At 70.3% G+C, this 23,155-nt stretch carries 23 protein-coding genes, 2 pseudogenes and 1 riboswitch; of the genes and pseudogenes, 13 read left to right on the top strand and 12 right to left on the bottom strand.

Annotated elements, in window-relative coordinates; all coding sequences use genetic code 11:
• The first annotated feature begins 101 nt into the window (after nt 1-101).
• Nucleotides 102-611 (top strand): MarR family winged helix-turn-helix transcriptional regulator, encoded by a 510-nt coding sequence (locus ACIPTO_RS17685; protein WP_401192956.1) that lies wholly within the window; start codon nt 102-104, stop codon nt 609-611.
• 137 nt (nt 612-748) lie between these two features.
• Here the strand turns inward: ACIPTO_RS17685 and ACIPTO_RS17680 are convergent.
• Nucleotides 749-1,054: pseudogene (locus tag ACIPTO_RS17680) on the bottom strand (DoxX family protein); the annotation flags it as partial.
• 169 nt (nt 1,055-1,223) lie between these two features.
• Here ACIPTO_RS17680 and ACIPTO_RS17675 point away from each other — a divergent pair.
• The gene (locus ACIPTO_RS17675; RefSeq protein WP_401192954.1) at nt 1,224-1,604 is read left to right on the top strand and encodes a winged helix-turn-helix transcriptional regulator; all 381 of its coding nucleotides are present in this window, start codon (nt 1,224-1,226) and stop codon (nt 1,602-1,604) included.
• A 47-nt stretch (nt 1,605-1,651) separates the two neighbouring features.
• Here ACIPTO_RS17675 and ACIPTO_RS17670 read toward each other — a convergent pair whose 3' ends face one another.
• The 4 genes from ACIPTO_RS17670 to ACIPTO_RS17655 form a co-directional block, all read right to left on the bottom strand.
• On the bottom strand, nt 1,652-2,629 hold the full coding sequence (locus tag ACIPTO_RS17670) for a hypothetical protein (RefSeq protein WP_401192951.1): 978 nt from the start codon (nt 2,627-2,629) through the stop codon (nt 1,652-1,654).
• Nucleotides 2,630-2,695: 66 nt separating this feature from the next.
• On the bottom strand, nt 2,696-3,685 hold the full coding sequence (locus tag ACIPTO_RS17665) for an ABC transporter ATP-binding protein (protein ID WP_401192949.1): 990 nt from the start codon (nt 3,683-3,685) through the stop codon (nt 2,696-2,698).
• A gap of 85 nt (nt 3,686-3,770) precedes the next feature.
• A complete protein-coding gene (locus ACIPTO_RS17660; RefSeq protein WP_401192946.1) occupies nt 3,771-4,793 on the bottom strand; it encodes an aldo/keto reductase in 1,023 nt (340 codons plus the stop codon).
• A gap of 88 nt (nt 4,794-4,881) precedes the next feature.
• Complete coding sequence (locus tag ACIPTO_RS17655) at nt 4,882-6,120, bottom strand: erythromycin esterase family protein (protein ID WP_401192943.1); 1,239 nt, start codon at nt 6,118-6,120, stop codon at nt 4,882-4,884.
• A 58-nt stretch (nt 6,121-6,178) separates the two neighbouring features.
• On the opposite strand from ACIPTO_RS17655, the gene ACIPTO_RS17650 reads away from it, so the two are divergent.
• Complete coding sequence (locus tag ACIPTO_RS17650) at nt 6,179-7,012, top strand: TioE family transcriptional regulator (protein WP_401192940.1); 834 nt, start codon at nt 6,179-6,181, stop codon at nt 7,010-7,012.
• 85 nt (nt 7,013-7,097) lie between these two features.
• On the opposite strand, the gene ACIPTO_RS17645 is transcribed toward ACIPTO_RS17650, so the two are convergent.
• Nucleotides 7,098-8,276, bottom strand: coding sequence for a serine hydrolase domain-containing protein (locus tag ACIPTO_RS17645; protein ID WP_401192937.1), 1,179 nt, complete (start codon nt 8,274-8,276; stop codon nt 7,098-7,100).
• 158 nt (nt 8,277-8,434) lie between these two features.
• Nucleotides 8,435-9,106 carry a TetR/AcrR family transcriptional regulator gene (locus ACIPTO_RS17640; protein WP_401192934.1) on the bottom strand — a complete coding sequence of 224 codons (672 nt, stop codon included), beginning with the start codon at nt 9,104-9,106 and terminating at the stop codon, nt 8,435-8,437.
• A 177-nt stretch (nt 9,107-9,283) separates the two neighbouring features.
• Here ACIPTO_RS17640 and ACIPTO_RS17635 point away from each other — a divergent pair, with 177 nt between their 5' ends.
• Entirely contained in the window at nt 9,284-10,441 is a 1,158-nt protein-coding gene (locus tag ACIPTO_RS17635; protein ID WP_401192931.1) for an FAD-dependent oxidoreductase, read from the top strand.
• Between the two features lie 46 nt (nt 10,442-10,487).
• On the opposite strand, the gene ACIPTO_RS17630 is transcribed toward ACIPTO_RS17635, so the two are convergent.
• Nucleotides 10,488-10,892 (bottom strand): MerR family transcriptional regulator, encoded by a 405-nt coding sequence (locus ACIPTO_RS17630; RefSeq protein WP_401192929.1) that lies wholly within the window; start codon nt 10,890-10,892, stop codon nt 10,488-10,490.
• Between the two features lie 321 nt (nt 10,893-11,213).
• On the opposite strand from ACIPTO_RS17630, the gene ACIPTO_RS17625 reads away from it, so the two are divergent.
• Together ACIPTO_RS17625 and ACIPTO_RS17620 are read left to right on the top strand one after the other, a co-directional pair.
• Complete coding sequence (locus tag ACIPTO_RS17625; RefSeq protein ID WP_401193648.1) at nt 11,214-12,686, top strand: SulP family inorganic anion transporter; 1,473 nt, start codon at nt 11,214-11,216, stop codon at nt 12,684-12,686.
• Nucleotides 12,687-13,085: 399 nt separating this feature from the next.
• Entirely contained in the window at nt 13,086-13,694 is a 609-nt protein-coding gene (locus ACIPTO_RS17620) for a 3-oxoacyl-ACP synthase III family protein (RefSeq protein ID WP_401192926.1), read from the top strand.
• A 303-nt stretch (nt 13,695-13,997) separates the two neighbouring features.
• On the opposite strand, the gene ACIPTO_RS17615 is transcribed toward ACIPTO_RS17620, so the two are convergent.
• Complete coding sequence (locus tag ACIPTO_RS17615; protein WP_401192923.1) at nt 13,998-14,900, bottom strand: ScbA/BarX family gamma-butyrolactone biosynthesis protein; 903 nt, start codon at nt 14,898-14,900, stop codon at nt 13,998-14,000.
• Between the two features lie 253 nt (nt 14,901-15,153).
• Between ACIPTO_RS17615 and ACIPTO_RS17610 the strand changes: the two genes are divergently transcribed.
• The gene (locus tag ACIPTO_RS17610) at nt 15,154-15,810 is read left to right on the top strand and encodes a ScbR family autoregulator-binding transcription factor (protein ID WP_401192920.1); all 657 of its coding nucleotides are present in this window, start codon (nt 15,154-15,156) and stop codon (nt 15,808-15,810) included.
• Between the two features lie 45 nt (nt 15,811-15,855).
• Here ACIPTO_RS17610 and ACIPTO_RS17605 read toward each other — a convergent pair whose 3' ends face one another.
• Together ACIPTO_RS17605 and ACIPTO_RS17600 are read right to left on the bottom strand one after the other, a co-directional pair.
• On the bottom strand, nt 15,856-16,518 hold the full coding sequence (locus ACIPTO_RS17605) for a TMEM175 family protein (protein ID WP_366317797.1): 663 nt from the start codon (nt 16,516-16,518) through the stop codon (nt 15,856-15,858).
• 312 nt (nt 16,519-16,830) lie between these two features.
• Complete coding sequence (locus ACIPTO_RS17600) at nt 16,831-17,433, bottom strand: PadR family transcriptional regulator (RefSeq protein WP_401192917.1); 603 nt, start codon at nt 17,431-17,433, stop codon at nt 16,831-16,833.
• 155 nt (nt 17,434-17,588) lie between these two features.
• Nucleotides 17,589-17,668, top strand: a riboswitch (cobalamin riboswitch).
• Between the two features lie 226 nt (nt 17,669-17,894).
• Here ACIPTO_RS17600 and ACIPTO_RS17595 point away from each other — a divergent pair.
• The 5 genes and pseudogenes from ACIPTO_RS17595 to ACIPTO_RS17575 form a co-directional block, all read left to right on the top strand.
• On the top strand, nt 17,895-18,887 hold the full coding sequence (locus ACIPTO_RS17595; protein ID WP_401193646.1) for a FecCD family ABC transporter permease: 993 nt from the start codon (nt 17,895-17,897) through the stop codon (nt 18,885-18,887).
• A complete protein-coding gene (locus ACIPTO_RS17590; protein WP_401192914.1) occupies nt 18,887-19,654 on the top strand; it encodes an ABC transporter ATP-binding protein in 768 nt (255 codons plus the stop codon). Before ACIPTO_RS17595 ends, ACIPTO_RS17590 begins: the two co-directional genes overlap by 1 nt.
• Nucleotides 19,655-19,669: 15 nt before the next feature.
• On the top strand, nt 19,670-20,665 hold the full coding sequence (locus ACIPTO_RS17585; RefSeq protein WP_401192911.1) for an ABC transporter substrate-binding protein: 996 nt from the start codon (nt 19,670-19,672) through the stop codon (nt 20,663-20,665).
• A gap of 58 nt (nt 20,666-20,723) precedes the next feature.
• Nucleotides 20,724-21,074, top strand: a complete 351-nt coding sequence (locus ACIPTO_RS17580) for a DUF6479 family protein (protein WP_366317803.1) — start codon at nt 20,724-20,726, stop codon at nt 21,072-21,074.
• A gap of 78 nt (nt 21,075-21,152) precedes the next feature.
• Nucleotides 21,153-21,662: pseudogene (locus ACIPTO_RS17575) on the top strand (DNA primase small subunit domain-containing protein); the annotation flags it as partial.
• 20 nt (nt 21,663-21,682) lie between these two features.
• Here ACIPTO_RS17575 and ACIPTO_RS17570 read toward each other — a convergent pair.
• Nucleotides 21,683-22,462, bottom strand: coding sequence for an ANTAR domain-containing protein (locus ACIPTO_RS17570; RefSeq protein WP_401192908.1), 780 nt, complete (start codon nt 22,460-22,462; stop codon nt 21,683-21,685).
• 134 nt (nt 22,463-22,596) lie between these two features.
• On the opposite strand from ACIPTO_RS17570, the gene ACIPTO_RS17565 reads away from it, so the two are divergent.
• Nucleotides 22,597-22,962, top strand: coding sequence for a winged helix-turn-helix domain-containing protein (locus ACIPTO_RS17565; protein ID WP_366317807.1), 366 nt, complete (start codon nt 22,597-22,599; stop codon nt 22,960-22,962).
• Nucleotides 22,963-23,155 lie beyond the last annotated feature (193 nt).

The raw sequence follows: 23,155 nt of genomic DNA, 5'->3' as shown, positions 1-23,155 counted from the left end.
TACAGGGGAGGGGTCGGACACTCGTAGTCAGACCTTTCCCTGGAAAGTAGTGTGCGGGGAACGTGTGGTGTCGCCGCGGTGCGTCGCGTGTGGAGGAGGGAATGGCTGTGGCTCCGGAGTTGCCCCGGGATCTCCCGCAACTGCTGAGCAGTGTGGAGCGGTTGATGACCCGTCAGCTGGCCGCCGCGCTGGAGGCCGAGGACTGTTCCGTCGAGGAGTGGCGGGTGCTGTCGCTGCTCTCGGACGGGCGCGGGCACACGATGTCCGACGTCGCCGAGTACGCCCTGATGCCCGCGCCGAGCCTCACCAAGCTGGTCGACCGGCTGGTCTCGGGCGCCTTGGCCTATCGCCGCAAGGACCCCGGGGACGGGCGGCGGGTCCTGGTCTATCTCTCCGCCCGGGGCCGCAGTCGGCACCGCGCCCTGGCTGTCCCGGTGGAGCGGGCCGAGACGCGGATGTGGGAGGGGCTGACCGGCGCGCGTGACCTCGCGGACGAACTGGCCCGGCTCAAGGCGCAGTTGGTGCGGGGGCCTGGGGCCGTGCCATTGCGTGTACCGGAGTCGGGATCGGATTCGGATTCGGATTCAGGGTCGGTCAGTGCTCGGCGATGACGTCGAGGGCCGGGGTGTCGGCACGGACCGGTGGCCGCGATCCGCGATAGGCGCCCCAGGGGGCGATGCCGTGGTCCCGGACGAGCAACTCCGGCCCGCTCGCTGACGGGGGTGCCGTTGACGGACAGGGCGACCGGTCAGCTCAGGAAGCGGCCGGCCGCGGTGAAGGCGGCGAGCAGGAGCAGGAGCGCGTTGACGGGCAACGGCCGGTGCTCGTGGCGGACCAGGTGGACGCGGAGCGCGAAGATCTGGACGACGGCCAGGCCGGTCGCGGCGATCGGGGTGAGGATCGGGGCGATCCCGGTCAGCCAGGGCAGGATCACGCCGAGCGCGCCGAGGATCTCCACCAGTCCGACCGCCTTCACCGCGGCGTCCGACGAGTCCTTCATCCAGTCGAAGTCTCCCGACGCGACCAACTGCTCGCGTGGCCGCACGAGTTTGAGTCCGCCCGCGGCGACTTAGACCAGTGCGAGCAGGCCCTGGACGATCCACAAGGCGTTGTTCATCGAATTCCCCCGTCGCTGTCGCTCGCGTGTGGATCCGATGGTCCGTGCGCACGGGGTCGGCTGCAAAAGGCACATCGCTGTATGTATCCAGGAAGGACGCTCAGGTATGGCGAAGGTCACACGTGCGACGGTCGGCCGGGCGCCGCGCATCCCGGAGGGCGGTGCGGTCCGCGAGGTGCTGGACCGGATCGGAGACAAGTGGAGCCTGCTGGTGATCGGCACCCTGCGGTCGGGCCCGCTGCGGTTCGGCGAGCTGGAGACGGCCATCGGCGGCATCTCGCAGCGGATGCTGACACGGACGCTCAAGCACCTTGTCGAGGACGGACTGCTCGTGCGTACCGCCTACGCGGAGGTACCGCCCCGGGTCGAATACGAGATCACCGAGTTGGGGCGGGGTCTGGTGCCCTTGGTGATGGCACTCGCCGAGTGGGCGATGGCCAACCACGAGCAGATCAACGCGAACCACAGGTCTGCCACGTACCCCTGACGGTGCTCGGGCGGACAGACGGGCACGGGGGCTGGTCGAGGCAGGCGTCAGTGCGTTTCCGCTTCGGCGATCAGTGTGTCAAGTGCCGTGCGTAGCAAGGTCAGTTCGGCCGGGGTGGGGTCGGAAGGTTCGTGCGGGACGAGGGCGGTGGGGTTCGCCGCAGGAGTCGTGCCGTCCGGGCCGGACTCGGCCGCGACACGGGCGAGCAGCGGGCCGTTGTCGGGAGGCGGGGTGCCGAGGCCGTCGGCGAGACTCCGTAGCGCGGGCGCCAGCCGGGGCCGGGGAAAGGGGAAGTCCGCGGGGAGCAACCCGGCCTGCTGGGTGTGGTCATCGCCCCGGAAGTCCAGGTCCCAGTTCTCCCAGCGCGGCAAGGGCCAGTCGTGGATGCCGGCCACGGTCCGTACCGCCCAGAGCGAGACGGTGCGGGCCTGCGGGTCGAAGTGGACGCCGCCTTCGGGCATGTCGGTGGGCGCGGGTGTGGGCGGAGACGCCACGACCAGGTCGATCAGTCCGGGGCCGCCCGCGAGGTTCTCGACGGGTTCCCCGTCGCTGCCCCACGCGCGCACGCTACCGTCGGGCAGGCGCACGGAGACGACGGAGCTGGGCTCGGCGTACTCGGTGTACGGGAACCCGGCGGGCTCGAAGATCTCGAACCAGCCCGGCGAGCGGGTCAGGTCCCGTCCGAGACCCAGGTGATGGGTCAGGTCGCCGAGGCCGTCGTGTGCGAAACGGACGTCCCAGCCCGGCCAGGTCAGGGCCAGTACGGCGCGGGCGGCGAGATGGTCGGCCCAGTCGCCCACGTGGGCGAACCAGAGCAGGACCCGGCGGTCGTGGTCGACCAGCGCGGCGCCCTCGCACCACACGTCGTCGAGCCATTCGTCGACCTCACGGTTGGCACGGAAGCAGCGCGTCGCAGCGGCCGGGCCGGGCAGCAGGTCGGCCGCCACCCGGTTGGCGGCCCAGTGTGAGTAGTACCGCTGCCAGGTGCCGTTCTCGACCACCACGTACTGCGCTCGGGCTCCCATGACCTGCGAGATTAGCGCCGCTCGACGACTGGCGACGAACCCTTTTCGGTGACCGACTCGGCCTGGTCAACGGCGTCGGTGTCGATCGGTCAAGGTGAAGAACACGTCGTCGAGGTCGGGGGTGTGGACGGTGAGTTCGTCCGCCTCCACGCCCGCCGCGTCCACCCAGTCGAGGACGGCGCGCAGTTCGCGCTGGCTGCCGCCGCTGGGGATCCGCAGGGCCAGTGCGTCGTCGTCCCGGGTCGCATCGCGCAGGGCGGTCGCGGCGGACCGGTAGGTGTCGGGGTCGGTGAAGCGCAGGCGTACGTGTCCGCCGGGTACGAGTCGTTTCAGTTCGTCGGCGCTGCCTTCGGCGGCGATGTGGCCGTCGTGCAACACGACGATGTGGTCGGCGAGTTCGTCGGCTTCATCGAGGTACTGGGTGGTGAGGAAGACGGTGGTTCCGGTGGAGACGAGGTCGCGGATGATGTCCCACATGGTGTGGCGGCTGCGGGGGTCGAGGCCGGTGGTGGGTTCGTCGAGGAAGATGATGCGCGGGTTGCCGATCAGGGTCATGGCGAGGTCGAGTCGGCGTTTCATGCCGCCGGAGTAGGTGGAGGCGGGCTCCTTGGCGACGTCGGTGAGGTCGAAGCGGTCCAGGAGTTCGGCGGCGACCTGGCGGCCTTCCCGTTTGGGCAGGTGGTGGAGGTCGGCCATGAGGAGCATGTTCTCCTCGCCGGTGATCAGGCCGTCCACGGCGGAGAACTGTCCGGTGACGCCGATCGTCGTCCGTACGGCTTGGGGGTCGTTGGCGAGGTCGTGTCCGCCGACTTGCAGGCGGCCGGCGTCGGCGGTGACGAGCGTGGAGAGGATCTTGACGATGGTGGTCTTGCCCGCGCCGTTGGGTCCGAGGAGAGAGAAGACGGTTCCGGTCGGGACGGTCAGGTCGATGCCGTCGAGGACTGTTCTGTCGCCATAGGTCTTCCGCAGTCCGGTCGCTGAGATCGCGAGGTCCTGGGTCGTTGGTTCCAGGGTCGTCGGTTCCTGGGCCGTCGGTTCTTGGGGCGTTGTCCTCATGGCGCAGAGCGTGCGGTGGCGCGCATTCAGCTCGGTTTCACGGTGGTTTCAGTTCCGCCGGACGGCTTCCGGAGCCCGCGTCGCATCAGCCTGCCGTTCCTGTCCGTGCGTGCTCGGGGCGTGACTTGTAGAAGGACTCCTCCAAGTAGGCGGCCTCGTGCGGCTGGTAGGGCTCCTGCACATAGGCGGCTTCGTCGTCGTCGAGTTCGACGTCCACCGCGGCGACGGCGTCGGCCAGTTGGGCCGGTTTGGTGACCCCGACGACGGGTGAGGTCACCGTCGGGTTGCGCATGACCCAGGCCAGGGCGATCTGGGCCGGGGACAGACCCCGCTCGCCCGCGATCTCGTGGACGCGCTCGGCCACCGCCTGGTCCTCGTCGCGGTACAGGATCCTGCCGCCCGCGTCGGTCTCGGCACGCGCCGTGGCGATGCCCCGGGCCCGCGTCAACCTGCCCCGCGCCAACGGGCTCCACGGGATCACGCCGATGCCCTGGTCGGCGCAGAGCGGGAGCATCTCCCGCTCCGCCTCCCGGTGGATGAGGTTGTAGTGGTCCTGCATCGACACGAACCGGGTCCAGCCGTTCAGGTCCGCCAGGTACAGGGCCTTGGCGAACTGCCAGGCGTACATGGAAGAGGCTCCGATGTAGCGGACCTTCCCGGACCTGACCGCGTCGTGCAGCGCCTCCAGAGTCTCCTCGATCGGGGTGTCGTAGTCCCAGCGGTGGATCTGGTAGAGGTCGATGTAGTCGGTCCCCAGTCGCCTCAGGGAGGCGTCGAGCTCCGTGAAGATCGCCTTGCGGGACAGCCCGGCGCCGTTCGGGCCGGGGCGCATCCGCATCCAGACCTTGGTGGAGAGGACGACGTCCTCGCGGCGGGTGAAGTCCTTGACCGCCTGTCCGACGATCTCCTCGCTGCTTCCGGCGCTGTAACCATTGGCCGTGTCAAGGAAGTTGACGCCGCTCTCAAGGGCCTGCCTGATGATGTCCCGACTGGCGTCCGCGCCCAGTGACCAGGGTTCGCCGCCCCGCTCCGGCTCCCCGAAGCTCATGCAACCGAGGGCGATGGCGGAGACTTCCAGTCCGGTCTTTCCGAGTGTGCTGTATCGCATGCGTCCGAACCTAGGAGTCGGAGTGCGCTCTAACGCAACCCGTCTCGGTCCGGAACGCGCGGCGGTCTATGTCTACGTCTGCGCCCGGTCAGGCGGTGCTCCGTGTCGCCCTCGTCCGCACGGCATCCTTGACGAACACGACGCCGTCCACGTCTGCCAGATGGGCCGGGTCGAGCGGGGCGTAGCCGAACCAGGGGGACACGCGGGGCGCGGTGCGTCGGCTGCCGAGGGCGGCGGCCAGGCCGGAGGCTTCGACGAGGTACTGGTCCTCCGGGCGCGCGTACAGGAGGCCCTCCACGGTGTCCGGCGGCGGTATGTCCACGCCCTGGTGCGGGATCGTGCCGAGGGCTGTGGCCAAGAAGCCGTACTGGTCACCGAGTCGGGCTTGAGCCATGGCACCGGCGCCCCACCACTCCAGCAGCGCCCCGCCCATGCGCATCGTGCTCTTCCCGCGCTGGAGATGGGAGTTGTGGGCGTTGACGAGGACTGGACCCCGTCCGGCGAGGGCGAGGAGGTTGTGGGCCATCATCTGGTCCCGTATCTCGACCAGCCGGGTCAGGCGGGCCGGTGAGGTGTCGGCCATCCAGTGGTGATAGCGCAGCAGACCGGTCGCGGTGCGCGCGTACAGGTGGGCGCGGTACAGGTCGTCGGGGGAGGCCACCGCGAGCAGGTGTGGCGACCGGGTGTCGAGCAGTGCCGCCAACTCGTCTGCCAGCAGCCGTAGTTGAGCCGCTTCGCCGGACTGTCCGACGGACCTGGCCGGGTCCGTCATCGCGGCCGGCTCGGTCCAGCGGTCGTCGGCGCCGAGGAGTCGGTCGAGGGATTCGGCGGTACAGGGCAGCAGATCCGCGCTCACCCACGCCGACAGACCGCGGTGAAGGGCGACGAGGGCCTGTCGGGGACTCGCGGCGCCCGTGATCTCCAGCGGGCCGTCGACACCGGCGAAGCGGAGCCGCTCGGAGGCGGGTCTTCCCTCGTTGTCGGCGCGGACGTTGTGGGCGCGCATCCAGCGCACGAGGTCACGGTTGCCGGCGAAGGCACCCCAACCGTGGCTGAATCCGCGGTCCATGGCCTCGTCGAGCGTGCCCCTGCCCGACGTGACGTAGTCGTCGACGACCAGACCCGTCAGGCAGTCGCTCTCCATCGCGATCGTGCCGAAGCCCTCCTGCTCGACGAGCTGGCGGAAGAGTTCGTTGCGGAGGTCGAGGAGCGTGTTCTCGCCATGGGTCGGTTCGCCGAGCGCGAGCACGCGTGGTCGGCCCGGAAGGAGCCGCATGACCGCGGACGCCTCGACGGCGTGGACGATGTCCTTGATGTCGGTAGCCATGCCTTCAACGCTATCGTTGAACCTTCGGTTGAAACTTTCCCGCGATATCGGCAGGCTCATGGCTAGAAACCTTCAAAACGGCGATCGACTCAGGCCGGTCGACCTCGCGCGCGGACACGGCCTGTCGACACAGGCGATCAGGAACTACGAGGAGGCGGGCATCCTCCCCGCCGCCGATCGCACGCCCCACGGCTACCGCACCTACACCCCACTCCACGCACACGCCCTGCGTGCCTTCCTCGCCCTGGTGCCGGGCCATGGCCACGGGACGGCCACGTCGATCATGCGGGCCGTGAACGAGGGTGCCGTGGAGGAGGCCTTCCGCCTCATCGACGAGAGTCACGCCGAACTCCTGGACGACCGGCGGACCCTTGAGGCGGTGGAGCGGGCCCTCCGCGACCTGGACGCGGGCGAGGCGACGCCGATCCGGCCCAAGCCGACCGCAGAACCCGGGCCCAGGCCCGGGGTTGGGCCCGGGGCTGCGTCCGGGTCCGCCTCCGGCCGCGCCACCTTCATCGGTCCACTGGCGGAGAAGCTCGGCATCCGCCCCGCGACGCTGCGCAAATGGGAGCGCGCCGGACTGGTACGCCCCCACCGCGACCCGCTGACCGGCTACCGCGTCTACGACGAGGCCGACGTGCGCGACGCCCGCATGGCCCACCAACTCCGGCGCGGCGGTTACCTGTTGGACCAGATCGCCCCGCTGCTCGCCCAGGTGCGGGCGGCGGGCGGACCGGAGCCCCTGGAGGCCGCGCTGAGCAGCTGGCGTGATCGGCTGTCCCGGCGGGGGCGCGCGATGCTGTCCGGGGCCGCGGAGCTGGAGGCGTACCTCCGGTCCGGCGCCGAGACGGTGGCGTCGGCGCCCTCGACAACTGTCGTAGCCGATAGGTGACTTGGGTCGCGATGCTTTCGGACCGAAGGGTCGGACCCTACCGGCCCGACCGGCTCTCCACCGGCAGGGAAGACGGCGGCTTCGCTCATCGGCCGCCTCCGCCGCCGCACAGCGCATGGTTGATCAGCGAACTGGCCGTGTTCTCCTGGGCCATGATGTGCTCCATCGTGTCCCCGCGTGCCTCCGACATGGAGACGACGGCGCTCCGACTGCCGTCGTCCGTGGCGCCGTTGAGGGTGATGTAGCCGCCGTCGCCGCCTTCGTGGCTCCAGTAGGTGCCTCCGCAGGTGAGGGGGCGTTCGGCCAGCCCGAGGCCGTACCGGCCGCCGGGCCACAGCTGTTGGACCTCCTCGCTCACGGGGACGGTCCGCTTCATCTCGGCCAGTTGGCGCGCCGGGAGGAGCCGGCCCGAGAGCAGGGCGCGGAAGAGGGTGTTCTCGTCCCGTGTCGTCGTGACGAACGACAGGTTCTCGTGGTCCACCGGTACCTGGTCCGTGACGTCCACCAGGGCTTCGGGGCCGAAGAGTTGGTAGGCCTTGGCGTGCGGCCGGGGAAGCGTGGGCGATGTGCCGACCCAGCGGGTGTGGTCGAGGGCGAGCGGGCGCAGGACGCGGTTCGCGATCTCGTCGTGCGCGGGGTGGCCGGTGGTCCTCTCGATGATCGTGGCGAGCAGGACGTAGCCGGTGTTGGAGTACGCCCATCCCTCACCGGGCGCGAAGTCCGGCGCGTGGGCCATCGCGCGGGCGATCAACTGGCCGGAGCTGTAGACGTCGTAGCGCTGCTGGTAGTACTCCTCCGGCGTGGTGTATCCGGGCAGGTCGTCGTGGATTCCGCTGGTGTGCTGGAGCAGTTGCCGGATGGTGATGCGGCGGCCGTCGTTGCCTTTGCCGCGCACCACGCCCGGCAGCCAGTGGTCGACCGAATCGTTCAGGGAGAGCCTGCCTTCGGCCTCAAGCTGGAGTACCACGACGGCCACCAGTGTCTTGGACGTGCTGGCCATGCGGAAGTAGCCGCCGGAGGCGACCGGTTGGCCGGTGTCCAGGTCGGCCGTGCCGCTGGTGGCCACCGATTGCCGGCCGTTCGGCGCGATCACGCGGGCCTGCACACCGCTGACCCCGAGGGCGTGGATAGCCTCGGTGTCCTGGCGTAACTGCCGTGTGGAGTAAGGGTCTTGGGGCTGCGCGACGGCGGTGGTCACCTCGGCGGTGAGCAGCGTGGCGACACCGATGGCCAGGGCGAGGTGCTTGCGCAGGGTCGGAATCATGGCTGAACGCTAGGTTCGGCCGCCGACGCGGCGCGATCCGGCCAACCCGAGGACGGGGATGGGGGACAGCCCCATGGGCGGGCGGGTGCGGCGTGCAGCACGGTGGTGGACTCGCGGATCTGGGACACGCTGCCGCCGCAGAGCAGAGGCCACTTCGGCTACGGGCGCGTGGTGATGCCCGTGAGAATGAGGTCGATGCCCGCGAGGAACTCGGCGCGGTCGTCGTGGACGCGGAGCTGCTCCGCGACGTTCCGGGTGAACACGAACTCCTCGGGGTCGAGGTTTGCCCACGCGTCCGAGACGGTGTTGAGGAACTGCGTGCGGTCCGTGTCCGGTGGGCACTGCCGGGCGTTGGCCGCGTTCTGGCCGGCGACGCCGAGGATGTAGCTCAACAGCGAGGACGCGGCCGTGAACTGGGCGGCCTCGGGAACGCCGAGGGCTTGGACCTGGCGTCCGAGGTGTTCGAAGACCCGCAGCATCGGGGACTGCGGCGGAGCCCCGGAGAGTTGTGTGCCGACCCACGGGTGGGCGTCGATCGCGTCGAACACGCCGAGCGCGAGCGCGCGGATCGCCTCCCGCGGTGCCGGATCGGCGGTGCCGGTGGTCGTCGTGCGGGAGAGGACGGCGTCGGTGGCGGCACCGAGGAGTTCGTCCTTGCCGGTGACGTGCCAGTAGATCGCCCCGGGACCGGTGGCGAGCCGTGCGGCCAGCGCGCGGAACGTGAGGCCGCCCTCGCCCGCCGTGTCGAGCAACTCGATCGCCGCGTCGACGACACGCTCCCGGGAGAGCGGTTCCTCTCGTCGCTCCGGGCGACGCGTCCTGGGTGCCATGCGTCCATCCTGGCACATGCCTGGAACGCCGTTCCAGCTTGACAACCGTGGAACGCCGTTCCAGTCTGGTCGTGGAACAACGTTCCAGAGCGGCCCGGCGGACGACGGCCGGACCGGCGCCCCGACCGAGAGCCCGGCCGGGCCGGCGTACGACACCACACCACCCGAGGAGTCACCATGAACACCGACATCACCACCACCGGCGACGCCGCGACCACGAACGTCACGATCATCGGCGCCGGACTCGGCGGTCTCCTGCTCGCCCGGGTCCTGCACGTCCATGGCATCCAGGCCACGGTCTACGAGGCGGAGGCGTCACCGACGGCTCGCGCGCAGGGCGGGATGCTCGACATACACCGGGCCACCGGCCAGTCCGCGCTGGAGGCGGCGGGCCTGACCGACGAGTTCCGCGCCCTCATCCTGGAAGGCCGCGAGGCGACCCGCATCCTCGCCTCGGACGGGACCGTACTGTTCGACGACGACAGTGCGGGCGAACGCCCCGAGGTGCAGCGCGGAGAACTGCGCCGGATCCTGCTCGACTCCCTCCCGCCCGGCACCGTCCGGTGGGGGCACAAGGTCAGCGGGGTGCGCGCGCTCGGCGACGGCCGCCACGAGGTGACGTTCGCGGACGGCACCTCCGTCGACACGGGCCTGCTGATCGGCGCGGACGGCGCGTGGTCACGGGTCCGGCCGCTGCTCTCCGACGCCGTCCCCGAGTACATCGGGATCTCGTTCGTCGAGACCTATCTGTACGACGCCGACACCCGGCATCCGGCGACCGCGAAGGCCGTCGGCGGTGGAGCGCTCTTCGTGCCCGTGCCGGGCAAGGGCATCCAGGCCCACCGGGAGGGCGACGGTTCCCTCCACACCTACGTCGCGCTCAGCAGGCCGCAGGACTGGTTCGCCGCCATCGACTTCACCGACACGGCCACGGCCACCGCACGGATCGCCGCGGAGTTCGACGGCTGGGCGCCGGAACTCACCGCGCTGATCACCGACGGCGACACCGCGCCCGTCCTGCGCACCCTCAACGCCCTCCCGATCGACCACCGTTGGGACCGGGCGCCGGGCGTGACCCTCCTCGGCGACGCCGCCCACCTGGCGGCCCCGAACGGCGAAGGCGCCAACCTCGCCATGTACGACGGCGCGGAACTCGGCAAGGCCATCGCCGCCCACCCCGACGACATCGAGACCGCGCTCACCGCGTACGAGGAGGCCCTGTTCCCCCGTAGCGCCGCGTCCGCCGCCGACGGCACCGAGTTGCACGACCTCCTCTTCGGGGCCGAGGCGCCGCACAGCCTGGTCGCCATGTTCACCGGACACCAGCAGCCGTGACGAGACGTCCGCGGGCGGAGGCGGCTGTCGGGAGGGCGGGGTCGAGCTACGGCGCCGGGGTGCGCGTCAGGCGCTCGGCCAGCGTGACCGCGAACTCCTCCGCACGGGCCAACTGGGTGCGCAGGTCCGCCACCCGCTCCTGCGCGGCGCGCTCGAAGCCGCGGATCCGCTCCAGCAACTCCGCGCGCTCGGCGGCCGGGAGCGTCTCGCCGGAGTCCAGTCGATCCGTGGCGTCCAGCAGGGCGCGCATCTCGTCCAGGGTGAAGCCGAGCGGTTTCATCCGGCGGATCACCATGAGACGGGTGACGTCGGGTTCGGTGTAGAGGCGGAAGCCGCCCTGGGAGCGGGCGGACGGGGTGACGAGGCCGGTCTCCTCGTAGTGGCGGATCGTGCGCAGCGACAGCTCGGTCCGTGCCGCGACCTCGCCGATCTGCATGTGCTCGCTGCTCACGCGCGGGGCGCCTCCCTCGTCTCTCGGGGCGGTTCCGGAGGGCCGCCGCCAATCTCTACCCTAACGTTAGGGTAGAGTTCCCCGCTGTTGCGGGGGTCGGAAGGGACCGTACCCCTTCCCAGAAGTATGTCGGGGCCGACGAAGCCCCCGGTGAAGCCCTTGCCGGAACACCGCCCACCGCCTCGTGAGCCGCAGCCCGGCCGTCCACACCCCCGCCGCACTTCCCAGCGCGCCCACCGTGACCCCGGGTGTGCCCGACCACGACAGGGTCCTCTCCTCTTGTCCTCCTCCGCACCGTCCCCGCTGTCTCCCGCCACCTGGATGCGCGGTCCCCGGCGCCCCTCATGGCTGTCGCCGAAGATGTTGCGCACCGAGGTGCTGGCCGGGCTCGTGGTCGCGCTCGCGCTGATCCCGGAGGCCATCTCGTTCTCGGTCATCGCCGGGGTCGACCCGGCGATCGGTCTGTTCGCGTCGTTCACGATGGCCGTGACCATCGCGTTCGTCGGCGGCCGGCCCGCGATGATCTCCGCGGCCACCGGTGCCGTGGCCCTGGTCATCGGCCCCCTCAACCGCGAGCACGGCTTCGGCTACCTCGTCGCGGCGGTGATCCTCGCGGGCGGATTCCAGATCGTCCTCGGCGCGCTCGGCGTCGCCAAGCTCATGCGGTTCGTACCACGCTCGGTGATGGTCGGGTTCGTCAACTCCCTCGCCATCCTCATCTTCATGGCGCAGGTGCCGGAGATGTACGACGTGCCCTGGGCCGTCTACCCGCTCCTCGCCGGGGGCCTCGCCCTGATGGTGCTCTTCCCGAAGGTCACCAAGGCTGTCCCGGCGCCGCTGGTCTCCATCGTCATCCTCACGGCCATCACCCTCGCCGCCGGGATCGCCGTACCGACCGTCGGCGACAAGGGCAGGCTGCCGTCCTCGTTCCCGGTGCCGGGGCTGCCGGACGTGCCGTTCACCGTGGAGACGCTGAAGATCGTCGCGCCGTACGCGTTCGCCATGGCCCTGGTCGGCCTGATGGAGTCGCTGATGACCGCCAAGCTCGTCGACGACATCACCGACACGCACTCCGACAAGACGCGCGAGTCCGTCGGCCAGGGCATCGCCAACATCGTCACCGGCCTCTTCGGCGGTATGGGCGGCTGCGCGATGATCGGCCAGACCATGATCAACGTACGGGTCTCCGGCGCACGCACCCGGCTGTCGACGTTCCTGGCCGGCACGTTTCTGATGCTGCTGTGCGTCGTCCTCGGCCCGGTCGTCTCCGACATCCCGATGGCAGCCCTGGTCGCCGTCATGGTGATGGTCTGCTTCGCGACCTTCGACTGGCACTCCATCGCGGCCAAGACCCTCAAGCGGATGCCGGCCGGGGAGATCACCGTCATGGTGATCACCGTCGCGTGCGTCGTCGCCACCTCGAACCTCGCCATCGGTGTCGTCGTCGGCAGCGTCACGGCCATGGTCATCTTCGCCCAGCGCGTCGCCCACCTGGCCGACGTCACGTCCGTCACCGACCTCGACGGAACGCGCGTCGTCTACACGGTCACGGGCGAACTGTTCTTCGCCGCCTCCAACGACCTCGTCGGCCGCTTCAACTACGCCACCGACCCCGACGATGTCGTCATCGACCTGTCCGCCGCGCACATCTGGGACGCCTCCTCGGTGGCCGCGCTCGACGCCATCGAGACGAAGTACGCCCAGCGGGGCAAGACCGTCGAGATCATCAGCCTGAACGAGCCCAGTGCCCGCCTGCACAAGAACCTCAGCGGCGAACTGACCGGCGGGCATTGACCGTTGTGGGTTGGTGCGGCGCCAACCACCGCCCGCTGCCTGGGCGGTTCACTGTGCGGCCATGCCAACGCCCCTGACGGGTGACTGTGCCGCCCGTGCCGCCCATGCTTCGAATATCCCGGCCAATCCCGGACAGCCAGGGCCAGTTGAACCTTTCGAAGCCGACGCAACGTGAATTCATCACGTTCAACACGTTCACTCCTCTCCCTCTCGACCGGCTTTCCGTGGTGAATCGGCGTAGGTCAGGGTGAAGTGGTTCGGTGAGTGCTTCCACGGCATCGGTTCGCGCCCTGCAGGGCATCGGGTGAAGCGGGCAGTCTGACGGAAGCCGACCGTTTTCGCGGACAACGCGGAAAGTCGGCGAACTCCCGTGCCGCGCCCGTCTTTTGGAGGTACCAGGTGTCCCCAGCGCCGAACATCGGCGTCCTCGCCACCGGCTCATGCTTACCCGGCCGCATCCTGGCGAAGGACGAGGCCCCCGACGCGGCCGGGGCCGATCCTGACTGGATCGTGCGGCGCAACGGTGTGCTGGGCCGGCGCATCGCGGAGCCCGAACAGGCCGCTTCCGATCTCGCCGCCGAAGCCGTGCGGAACGCGCTGGCCGAGGCGGGGCTGTCCGCGTCCGCGCTCGGTCTGCTCATCCTGGCCACCACCACCCCCGACGAATTCGGCCCCTCGACCGCGTGCCGGGTCCGGGCCCTGGTGGGGGCGGACAGCGCGCTCGCCCTCGACGTGATGGCGGCCCGTTCCGGCTGGCTGTTCGCCGCCCGGGTCGCTCGCGACTGGCTCCGCTCCGGCACCGGCGAACGGTACGCGGCCGTGGTCGGTGTCGAGGTCTACTCCCGTTTCGCCGACCCGGCCGACCGCGCCGCCGCCGTGCTGTTCGCGGACGGAGCGGTGGCGACGATCCTCGGGCCCGTCCCGCCCTGGACCGGGTTCGCCCCGACCCGGCTCGGCACCGACGGCACCGGCGCGGACGACGTCCTCATACCGGTCGGCGGCAGCTGACGGCCCGCCTCCCCACACACCCTGGGCGTGGGTCGGCGCACGGTGCGCTAGGGCGGGCGGGCCGTACGGGACTTCACTCCGACCCCCTCCTGCTCCGGCTGCGCCGAGCCGCAACCGACGCCGGACTGCCCGAGCGACGGGCTGCGGATGCCGTATCCGCCCTATGTCGTTTTCAGTACGTCGAGGTCCCGGGCCGTGTCGGTGATTGTGCGGTATTCGGTGCTCTTCGTGGCGGACGCCCGCCCCGTTCATCGAGCGGGCAGGCGTCCACCAAGGGTCAACAGGCCTGTCCGTGCGGGTGAATTACGCTCTCTTCGTGAACGAGAGTGTGCCGGTGGCGGTCGGTTCGCCGTCCTGTGTGACCTGGAAGGTCCAGCCGTCCTCGGTCGGCGCGCACGCGACGTGGACGGGGGAGTCCCATTCGGTGAAGCGCAGGGCGTCCAGGTGGCAGCCGTTCAGCCGGCCGGGGGCGGCCCCCGCCAGGCAGGCCGCCTGTCGCGCCGCCTCCAGGAGGACCATGCCGGGGACGTGGTCGCTGGGGTGGTCGAAGAAGCGGGGGTGGCGCAGGTCGGCGGGCGCCACCAGCAGGGCGCCGGAGGCAGCGCGGCCGAGCATCACGTCGCCGGGGGACGGGACCGACACCTCGGTGGGCGACGGGCGTCCGTGCACGGTGCCGGGGACGGGAGCGGCGGCCGCGTTCGGGCCGCGGAACCTCGTGTACTCCCGGTCGGACAGGACCCGGACGCGTCCGACGACCGAGCCGAACTCCCTTCCGGCGGCGGAGAGTTGAAGCCGCACGCTCAGTGCGGCCGGACAGGGGGCGCCGGACACGTGACGTACGTCGAACACCTCTGCCTGGCACAGGACGTTGGTGGCGCCGTAATCGACCACCGGTTCCGCGCTGTTGTCGATCCGGAAGCCGACGTTTCTGATGACGAACCTGCTCGTGCTCGGGGCGCCGAGGAACTTCTGGCAGATGTACAGGCCGACTTGGCGAATGGTCTCGGCGGCGAGCATCGGGTCGTGGTGTTCGGTGGAAGCGGAACCGGAACCGGAATCGGACGTGGCGGACGTGGTGGTCCTGGCGGACGTCGAGTACGAGCGCGGCCACTGCGCGGCGAGGAGGAAATGGCCGTCGGACAGCGCCCGGGCGTCGGTGAGCAGGACCTCCGCGACCGCGTTCCGGTGCACGAGGGCCCGTGACACGCATCTGTCCCAGCTCAGCGCGAGGGGTTCCTGCTGTGGTTCCGGGGCTGGGCTCAGATCTGGGTTCAGGCCTGGGTTCAGGCCTGGGTTCAGGTCTGATTGCGGGGCGGCATCGGGCGGTGCGGGAAGGCTTGATGCGGTCATAAAATAATAGAAGCTACGGCTCTTCGGTATGCGTACGGGAAACGGGTGCCTGTCGGCTAGATTCACCGGAAAAGGCGATCCGGAACGCAGGACAGGGGCGACCGAGAAAATGCAGGAACGTGCGGAAGCCACTCGGCGGGCTGTTCTGGCGACGGCCGCAGTTCTGTTCGAACAGCATGGGTACGTCGGTACGAGCATCAGCGATGTGGCGCGTACGAGCGGATACACCAGCGGGGCGATCTATTTCCATTTCGGCAGCAAGGAAGGGCTGGCTCGGAGTGTTCTCGAAGCCCATTTCGCCGAATGGCCGCGCTATGTGGAGCGTTGGGAATCCCTGGACGCCCCCGTTCTCGACCGCCTGGTGGGTCTGAGTCTCGCCGTGGCCCGGGAATTCCGCGACAACGTGATCGTCCGCGCGGGCAACAGGCTCTGGAGCGAGCGCAGGACGATCCCCGTGTCCCTGCCCCGGCCCTTCGTCGGTTGGATCGAGGCGACCGGGCGCATGCTGACCGCCGCCGCCGAAGCGGGCGAACTCGCCCCCGGTACGGACCCCGAGCGCGCCGCACGCGTCCTCGTCTCCAGCTTCTTCGGCACCCACACCGTCTCCGACGCGCTGAACGACCGCCGCAACGTCGAGGAGGCGGTGACCGACCTGTGGATGATGCTGCTCCCCGGACTGCAGGCGGCTCCGGCGGATCCGGTGAGATGTCTGGAGGGCGCGAGAGAGCTGTTGGACGGCGCGCGGGGGCGGATCGCGCCGGTGTGAGGTGACGGTGGTGGAAGGACCCCAGGGCGTGTGCGCCCGGTCGGTTCAGTCCTCCGAACCCCGTTGCGCCGTAAGGCTCTTGCGTGCGTCGATCGCCGAGTCGATGAGCGGCACCACGACCCAGCACGCGTACGCCCAGTGGGTGGCCAGCGAGACCGGGATCGAGATCAGGAAACCGAGGGCCACCATGCCGATGCGGCGGATGGAGCGGGAGAATACCTCGGGCGGGGTGCCGGGGCGGGCGAGGCCTTCGCGGGGGAGTTCGCGGACCATCAGGATGAACAGGAGGCAGGCCGCGAACTGCACCGCGGCGTAGAAGGCGAAGCGGGCCTGGAAGGCTCCACGGCCGCCGATCACGTCGGTCGCGAACGGAGTGATCACCAAGGTGAGCAGCCAGTACATGGTGTAGGACGTCAACCGGCTGTTCGTCGCCGTGACATGGCGGAACACGCGGTGGTGCGCGCGCCAGTGCGCGGCGATCACCACGAAGCTGATCATGAACGCCAGGTAGCTCTCGCGGTGCGACGTGGCCGAGTGCCACAATTCGGAGTTGGTCGAGCCCTCCGGCACCGGAAGCTCCAGGGCCAGCAGGGTGAGGGCGATGGCGACCACCGCGTCGCCGAAGAACGTGAGCCGCTCGGCGGACACCGCGCGGACCTCCATCTCCTCGTCCGCCGACGGCAGTTCGTGATCAGTCGAGACATCCATGGCAGCAGAGGATGCCACAGCCGGACGGCGTCCCGGACCCGTGGTGCGCCTGGGGTCCGGCCGGGGAGCGGTACTGCTGTTCCTACCTGTGGCGCTGGCGGTCGGCGGCGGGCGATGAGGATCATCGAGAGGGCAGGGCACGGCCCCTTCCGAAGGCAGGGCGCGGCCCCTTCCGGAGGCAGTGGGACGAGCGCGCCCGTTCGTCGTGACACGTACAACTCCGTTACGTGGAAGTCGAGTTCACCGACCGCGCGGAACGGACAACCACATGAGGCGGTGGCCGGGCCGAAGAGCCGGTGGGGGCGGGGAGCATCAGGTGGTCGGTTCCTCTCGGTCGCCGCTCGGGGCGGTCGGCCAGGTCAGTGTGCCCGTGCGGATGTCGTCGATGACGGAGTCGATCCACGTGGTCTCGGCGCGTGCGAGGGACAGCGCGTACTCGGCCTCGATGACGAACAGGCGGGGAGCGCCGGCCGCGAGGGCCTCCGTCAGGCGCCCCTCGTCGGTGACCGTCCGCTGCCGGAGGCGTTCAGCTCGCTCGGTCAGTGCCTCCACCGCGCCGCTCGGGCCGAGGGCGCCGAGGTAGGCGACCGCTCCCAGAAACTGTGTGAACTCCCTTTCAGGAGTACGGATCTGGTGGTCGAGGCGGCGGACGAGTTCGTCACGGCCCGTCTGTGTGAGGGCGTAGACGGTGCGTTCGGGGCGGTTGCCCGAGCGCTCCTGACCCTGCGAGGCGATCCACTCCGCCTCGGCCAGGGCGGCGACCGTGTTGTAGAGCGTGCCGCGGGTGATCGCGGCGGCGTGGTGCTCGCTGCGGGTGCGGAGCTCGGTGAGCATCTGATGGGGGTGCGAGGGCTGTTCGAGCAGGAGGCCCAGCACGGCGAGAACGATCGGGTTGTCGAGAGCGCGTCGAGGCATAGTCGAACTCTATCAGTCCAAATAGACTAATGGGAGGGTGTGGTTCGGGGTCGGGTGCGGTCGGCCCGAAGTGTGCCGTGCCGTGTCGTGCCGGTCCGTGCCAGGTCCTGCCGGACCGTGCTGTGCCGTTTGTTAGGCTCCCCTTGCCTCCCGCGGGGGAAGTCCGGTGAGAGTCCGGCGCTGACCCGCAACGGTGTGCGTGACGATCCCGGTCGTCGCGCGAGTCCGATCGCCCGTGGGTGGCGCGACCCGTTGACTGCTCGCCGTGGACTGCGAGAGGGGACCGAGCGGCCGACGCGGTCGTCCGGGCTGTCTCCTCGATCGAGGCTCATCAGGCGGCCCCAGGTGAAGGACCGCCGCTCGTGTTCCGTCGTCCGAAGGTCGGCTCCGGCCGTGGCCGGTGGCCAGGGCGTGACCCCCGCCGCAAACCCCAACCGCTGCTGCTGAGCGGGCTGTTGCTCCTGCTCGGCGTCTCCCTCGTGTGCGGCGTCGGTCTCGGCGCCGCCGGAATCGGTACGGCAGATATGTTCCGGTTCCTCTGGGCCGGGGCCACCGGCGGCACCGTCCACGCCTCCGACGCCGCCGCCTACACCATCGTCTGGGAGATCCGGTTGCCCCGGGTCGTCCTCGCGGCCGTCGTCGGCGCCGGACTCTCCGCCGTGGGCGTGGCCGTACAGGCCATGGTCCGCAACGCGCTCGCCGATCCGTTCGTGCTCGGCATCTCCTCGGGCGCGGCGGTCGGCGCCAACGCCGTCATCCTGCTGGGCGCGTTCGCCGGCCTGGGGGTGTGGGCACTGTCCGCGTCCGCGTTCGTCTCGGCACTCGCCGCCATGGTCCTCGTCTACGCCGTGGCCCGCTCGCCGCACGGCCTCACCCCGCTGCGGCTGATCCTGACGGGCACCGCGCTGGCCTACGGCTTCGAGGCCGTCACCACCGTGATGGTGTTCGGCGCGGCCCGGGGCGAGGCGGCCCGCTCGGCGATGATGTGGCTGCTGGGGAGCCTCGGCGGTGCGACCTGGGCGCAGGTGCCCCTGGCGGCCGTCACCGTGGCGGCCGGCTGGGCGTGGCTGCGATGGCGCGCGGAGCCGCTCAACGCCCTGGCCATGGGCGACGAGACCTCTGCCGCGCTCGGCGTCCAGCCCGCCCGGCTGAGGCGGGAGTTGTTCCTCGTGACCGCCGGTGTCACCGGGACCGTGGTCGCCGTGAGCGGCGCCATCGGTTTCGTCGGCCTGATGGTGCCGCACCTCGTGCGGATGCTCGTGGGAGCCGATCACCGTCGGGTCCTCGCGGTCGCGCCGCTGGCCGGAGCGGTGCTGCTGGTGTGGGCGGACGTCCTGTCCCGGCTGCTCCTCGCGCCCGCCGAGCTGCCGGTCGGCGTGATCACCGCGGTCGTCGGAGTGCCCGCCTTCCTGCTGCTGATGCGGCGCGGCGGCTATGCGTTCGGAGGGCGTTGATGAGGCTCGACATCGAAGGGGTGTCGGTCGACGTGGGCGCGGTGCGGCTCGTCGACGACATCCGGCTCACTGTCGACAGCGGTGCCTTCGTCGGGCTCGTCGGCCCCAACGGTAGCGGGAAATCAACCCTGTTGAGGTGCGTGTACCGGGCGCTGCGACCGGCCCACGGCGCCGTGCGGCTCGACGGCGACGACGTACACGCCATGGAACCGAGAGCCGCGGCGCGGCGGTTGGCCGCGCTGCCGCAGGAGTCGTCGGCCGAGTTCGACTTCACCGTCGCCGAAGTGGTCGCCATGGGACGGCTGCCGCACCGGGACCGCACCGCCGCCTCGGACCGCGAGATCTGCGCCGGAGCCATGGCGCGCACCGGCGTCACCCACCTCGCCGACCGAGGCTTCCTCGCCCTGTCCGGCGGCGAGAGGCAGCGTGTCCTGATCGCCCGCGCGCTCGCCCAGCAGCCCCGCGTGCTGGTCCTCGACGAACCCACCAACCACCTGGACATCGCCCATCAGTTGGACGTGCTGTCCCTGGTCCGAGGCAGCGGTCCGACCGTGCTCGCCGCCCTGCACGACCTGAACCTCGCCGCCGCCCACTGCGACCTGCTCTACGTGATCTCCGGGGGCCGGATCGTCGCCTCGGGGCCACCGCACGACGTCCTCCGACCGGCCCTGCTCGCCGAGGTGTTCGGGGTCCGCGCGCATCCCGTACGGCACCCGGAGACCGGCGCCGTCCAGCTTCTGTTCGATCTGCTCCCGCCCACCGTCTGAAGGACAACTCCCGCCATGCGCAAGCTGCTTGCCGCCGCCCTCTGTCTCGCCGCGACCGCCACCGCGGGGTGCGGCGCCACCGTCGAGTCCTCGCCGAAGGCCGCGAAGCCGACCGCCGTCACCCTCACCAACTGCGGGCAGAAGGTGACCTACGAGAAGGTCCCCGAGCGGGTCGTCACCAACGACGTCGGCATCACCGAGCTGATGTTCGCCCTCGGACTGGAGAACCGCATGGCCGGGTTCGCCATGCCGGACGACAAGGGCGACCTCACCGACGTGCCCTGGAAGAACGGCTACCAGAAGGTGAAGTGGCTGTCCAAGGACCAGCTCACCAAGGAGAACGTCCTCGACGCCCGCGCCGACCTGGTCTTCGCCGGCTGGAACTACGGCTTCAGCGAGGACGGCGGCTTCACCCCCGACGCCCTCAAGAAGCTCGGCATCCCGTCGTACATCCTCACCGAGTCCTGCCGCAACGGCCGTACCGACAGCTCGCGCGGCATCATGCCGCCGCTGAGCGCCCTCTACACCGACCTCACCAACCTCGGGAAGCTCTTCGGTGTCGAGAAGCGCGCGGCCACGCTGATCGCCGACTTCAAGAAGCAGATCGCCGCCGTCCACAGCAAGGCCCCGGCGAAGAGCCCCAAGGTCTTCCTCTACGACAGCGGCCAGGACTCCCCGTTCACCTCCGGCCGCTACGCCGCCCCGGACCAGATCATCAGCGAGGCCGGCGGTGCCAACGTCATGCACGACGTCGCCGACTCCTGGACCACGGTCGGCTGGGAGAGCGTGGTGCAGCGCGACCCCGACGTCATCGTCATCTGCGACTACGGCGACGTGAGCGCCGAACAGAAGAAGAAGTTCCTCCTCTCCTACGCCCCGCTGCGCGGCGTCTCCGCGGTCAAGCACCGCCGGATCTTCGTCCTGGACTACGTCGACCTCGTCGAGAGCCCCCGCAACCCGTCGGCCATCGCCCGTCTCGGCGCGTATCTGCGGACGGTGGCCGCCGGATAGGGGTCCGAGGCGGCCCGGGGGTCCGATTGGCCATCCCACGCGGGGGTACCCGGCCCCCATGATGATCGCCGAGCAAGAACACACGGAGCTCGCCCTGTCCGGTGCCGCCGTGGGCCTGATGGTGGCCGTGGCCTGTGGTCTCGTCATCGTCGCGGTGCTCGTGTGGGCCGTGCGGCTGGGGATCACCGTACGGGAGCGGGAACCGGATCCGCCGCTGCCGGAGGAGCAGCCCGGCCTGCCGGAGACCGGTGCCGTCCGGGAGGTGCGGGAGCGGCGGGAGCCGGACGAGGTGCCGCGGACCGGTGACGGCGGCGAGCGGCTCCGCCCGCACGAGATCCACCGGTCCGGCAGCAGGCGCAGCGACAACCAGGACCGCCCGCGCTGGGACACGGGGTCCGGCGACTCCTGATGGTCGGCACCCGGACCGTGCGTGCGGGGCGCCGCAGCCTCACCAAGGAGCACACGAAGGGCGACCTCGTCTTCACCCGCCGTACGCCAAGCCGCTCTGCAGCTAAGGGAGTTGCTTGACGGACTACGGATGCCGGCCACGCTGATGACCACCGGATCGCGCGGCCTGCACCTGGTCGTTCTCCTCGACGGACGGCAGGACTTCGACGCCGTACGCGCCTTCGCCCAGGATGTCGCCGACCACCTCACCACCGCCGCAGGGAAGAAGGACCGCGGGGAGCGTCTCTACCTCGACGTCCAGCGCAACGGTTACGCGCAGACCGTCGTCGCCCCCTTCGCCGTCCGCGCGAGACCCGGGGCCCCGGTCGCCGTCCCGATCGGCTGGGACCAGCTCGACGACCCGGGCACCGACGCCCGCCGCTGGACCATCGCCGACGCCGTGGCACAGGTCCGCACCTTCCAGCAGCTGGCCCGGCTCTGCGGTGCCGCTCCCGGTCGTCAAGGTCCTTTCGTGGAACGGCGGTTGGCGCGCGCGGACGTGCGGGCCGGTCTCGACCGGCTGGCCGCGCCGGCGCCCGTCGGGAGGTAGGGGAGAGCGGGCCTCCCTTGCTACGCCGGGCGGGAGATCTCCGCGACCGCCAGGGAGATCCTCCGCTGCAGATGGTCCGGCAGCGGCGCTCCGTTGACCGAGTCGACGAGTTCCTCGGCCAGTTGATGGAGTTTGGTGTTGGTGTGCTGGGAGACGGAGACCAGAACGTTCCAGGCGTCCTCGGGGCTGAGGCCGAAGGAGGCCATCAGGACTCCGCGGGCCAGGTCGATGACCGACCGGGTCAGCATCGCGCGCTTGAGCTGCACGACTTCGACGCGCAGTTCCTCGGCCTCGTCGGACACCCCGTACTCCTCCAGCGGATCGTGCGTCGTCGCGGAAGCTCCGCGCCGGGCGTCGGCCACCGGGTCGGCGGGCCGACGGCCGGGGGCGAACAGCGATGACGTGTCGGTGAGTTGGAACAGCCGGTCGACCCCCGCGCTGAGCGCCCGGACGGCGACTGTCTTGCCGTCCGCCAGCGCGAGCCGGCGGACGCGCAGCAGGGCGTTGAGTCCGGAGCAGTCGCAGAGACCGACCCCGGCCAGATCGAGGTCCAGACCGGCGGACGACCGGGCCAGTGCCTGCCGCAGGGCGGTCTCCACCGTCTGTTCCGTGTCGATGTCGATCTCCCCGGACACCACGACGACCGTCCGGGGCCCGGTCGGTCGCGTCGCGATCCTCAGGGAGGCGGAGGCCGGGAGGGGAAGGGAGAACGGCGGAGGTTCCGGCGCGGGTGCGGAGGTCACCGCGCAGACCGTCCGGACCTTGCTCCCGGAGGAGACGCACCGCTCGTGTTCCGCCATGGCTGCCGCTCCCGAGGCATCCGCCCTCTTGTCCACCCGGTCAAGTCTTGCCCGGTGCAGGTGACCCGTCAAGATATACACGAAATATATTTCGTGTCTCGGGATACGTGAATGACGGGGCCTATGCTGGGGTCATGGACGGAGTATCCGAGACGCATACGGGATGGACGTTCCTCACCAGCCACGCCCGTGTGCTGGCCGCGATCGCCGACGACCAACGCACCCGCATCCGTGACATCGCGGTGCGCTGCAGACTCACCGAGAGGGCGGTCCAGAAGATCATTTCCGATCTTGAGCAGGACGGCTATCTCACCCACACGCGGGAGGGCCGGACCAACGCGTACCGCATCCAGCCCGGGACCATCCTGCGGCACCCGGCCGAGGCCGGTCTGACCGTCGAGGCGCTGTTGTCCGCCCTCGCACAGCACGACGACCGGCGCGACGACCAGCGCGGGCACCCGACCGCGCCGGCGAACGCGCCGAGCGACGGCGAGGGCTGACCCGCACCGCGATCTTCGCCGGTTCCGGCCGGACCGCGGTCACCCATTCCTCACCATTCGTCACCGTATGGCGGCTGGGAGTCATCGACTTCGCGCAGGTGTTTGAGGTCGCCCGGCGCGGGCAGGCGACCTAGGAGTGCTTCGGACAGGAGGCACGTCCGTGGGGACCGGTGTACGCCGGATCGCGGGTGTG

This window comes from Streptomyces sp. NPDC090083 (assembly GCF_044747445.1).
Classification (GTDB): domain Bacteria; phylum Actinomycetota; class Actinomycetes; order Streptomycetales; family Streptomycetaceae; genus Streptomyces.
This window is presented reverse-complemented; position numbering and strand designations above follow the sequence as displayed.

What these genes read in the sequence shown, in the direction of transcription:
- ACIPTO_RS17685 (WP_401192956.1), top strand. Translation starts at nt 102, where the DNA reads ATGGCTGTGGCTCCGGAGTTGCCCCGGGATCTCCCGCAACTGCTGAGC.
- ACIPTO_RS17675 (WP_401192954.1), top strand. Translation starts at nt 1,224, where the DNA reads ATGGCGAAGGTCACACGTGCGACGGTCGGCCGGGCGCCGCGCATCCCG.
- ACIPTO_RS17670 (WP_401192951.1), bottom strand. Translation starts at nt 2,629, where the DNA reads ATGGGAGCCCGAGCGCAGTACGTGGTGGTCGAGAACGGCACCTGGCAG.
- ACIPTO_RS17665 (WP_401192949.1), bottom strand. Translation starts at nt 3,685, where the DNA reads ATGAGGACAACGCCCCAAGAACCGACGGCCCAGGAACCGACGACCCTG.
- ACIPTO_RS17660 (WP_401192946.1), bottom strand. Translation starts at nt 4,793, where the DNA reads ATGCGATACAGCACACTCGGAAAGACCGGACTGGAAGTCTCCGCCATC.
- ACIPTO_RS17655 (WP_401192943.1), bottom strand. Translation starts at nt 6,120, where the DNA reads ATGGCTACCGACATCAAGGACATCGTCCACGCCGTCGAGGCGTCCGCG.
- ACIPTO_RS17650 (WP_401192940.1), top strand. Translation starts at nt 6,179, where the DNA reads ATGGCTAGAAACCTTCAAAACGGCGATCGACTCAGGCCGGTCGACCTC.
- ACIPTO_RS17645 (WP_401192937.1), bottom strand. Translation starts at nt 8,276, where the DNA reads ATGATTCCGACCCTGCGCAAGCACCTCGCCCTGGCCATCGGTGTCGCC.
- ACIPTO_RS17640 (WP_401192934.1), bottom strand. Translation starts at nt 9,106, where the DNA reads ATGGCACCCAGGACGCGTCGCCCGGAGCGACGAGAGGAACCGCTCTCC.
- ACIPTO_RS17635 (WP_401192931.1), top strand. Translation starts at nt 9,284, where the DNA reads ATGAACACCGACATCACCACCACCGGCGACGCCGCGACCACGAACGTC.
- ACIPTO_RS17625 (WP_401193648.1), top strand. Translation starts at nt 11,214, where the DNA reads ATGCGCGGTCCCCGGCGCCCCTCATGGCTGTCGCCGAAGATGTTGCGC.
- ACIPTO_RS17610 (WP_401192920.1), top strand. Translation starts at nt 15,154, where the DNA reads ATGCAGGAACGTGCGGAAGCCACTCGGCGGGCTGTTCTGGCGACGGCC.
- ACIPTO_RS17605 (WP_366317797.1), bottom strand. Translation starts at nt 16,518, where the DNA reads ATGGATGTCTCGACTGATCACGAACTGCCGTCGGCGGACGAGGAGATG.
- ACIPTO_RS17600 (WP_401192917.1), bottom strand. Translation starts at nt 17,433, where the DNA reads ATGCCTCGACGCGCTCTCGACAACCCGATCGTTCTCGCCGTGCTGGGC.
- ACIPTO_RS17590 (WP_401192914.1), top strand. Translation starts at nt 18,887, where the DNA reads ATGAGGCTCGACATCGAAGGGGTGTCGGTCGACGTGGGCGCGGTGCGG.
- ACIPTO_RS17585 (WP_401192911.1), top strand. Translation starts at nt 19,670, where the DNA reads ATGCGCAAGCTGCTTGCCGCCGCCCTCTGTCTCGCCGCGACCGCCACC.
- ACIPTO_RS17580 (WP_366317803.1), top strand. Translation starts at nt 20,724, where the DNA reads ATGATGATCGCCGAGCAAGAACACACGGAGCTCGCCCTGTCCGGTGCC.
- ACIPTO_RS17570 (WP_401192908.1), bottom strand. Translation starts at nt 22,462, where the DNA reads ATGGCGGAACACGAGCGGTGCGTCTCCTCCGGGAGCAAGGTCCGGACG.
- ACIPTO_RS17565 (WP_366317807.1), top strand. Translation starts at nt 22,597, where the DNA reads ATGGACGGAGTATCCGAGACGCATACGGGATGGACGTTCCTCACCAGC.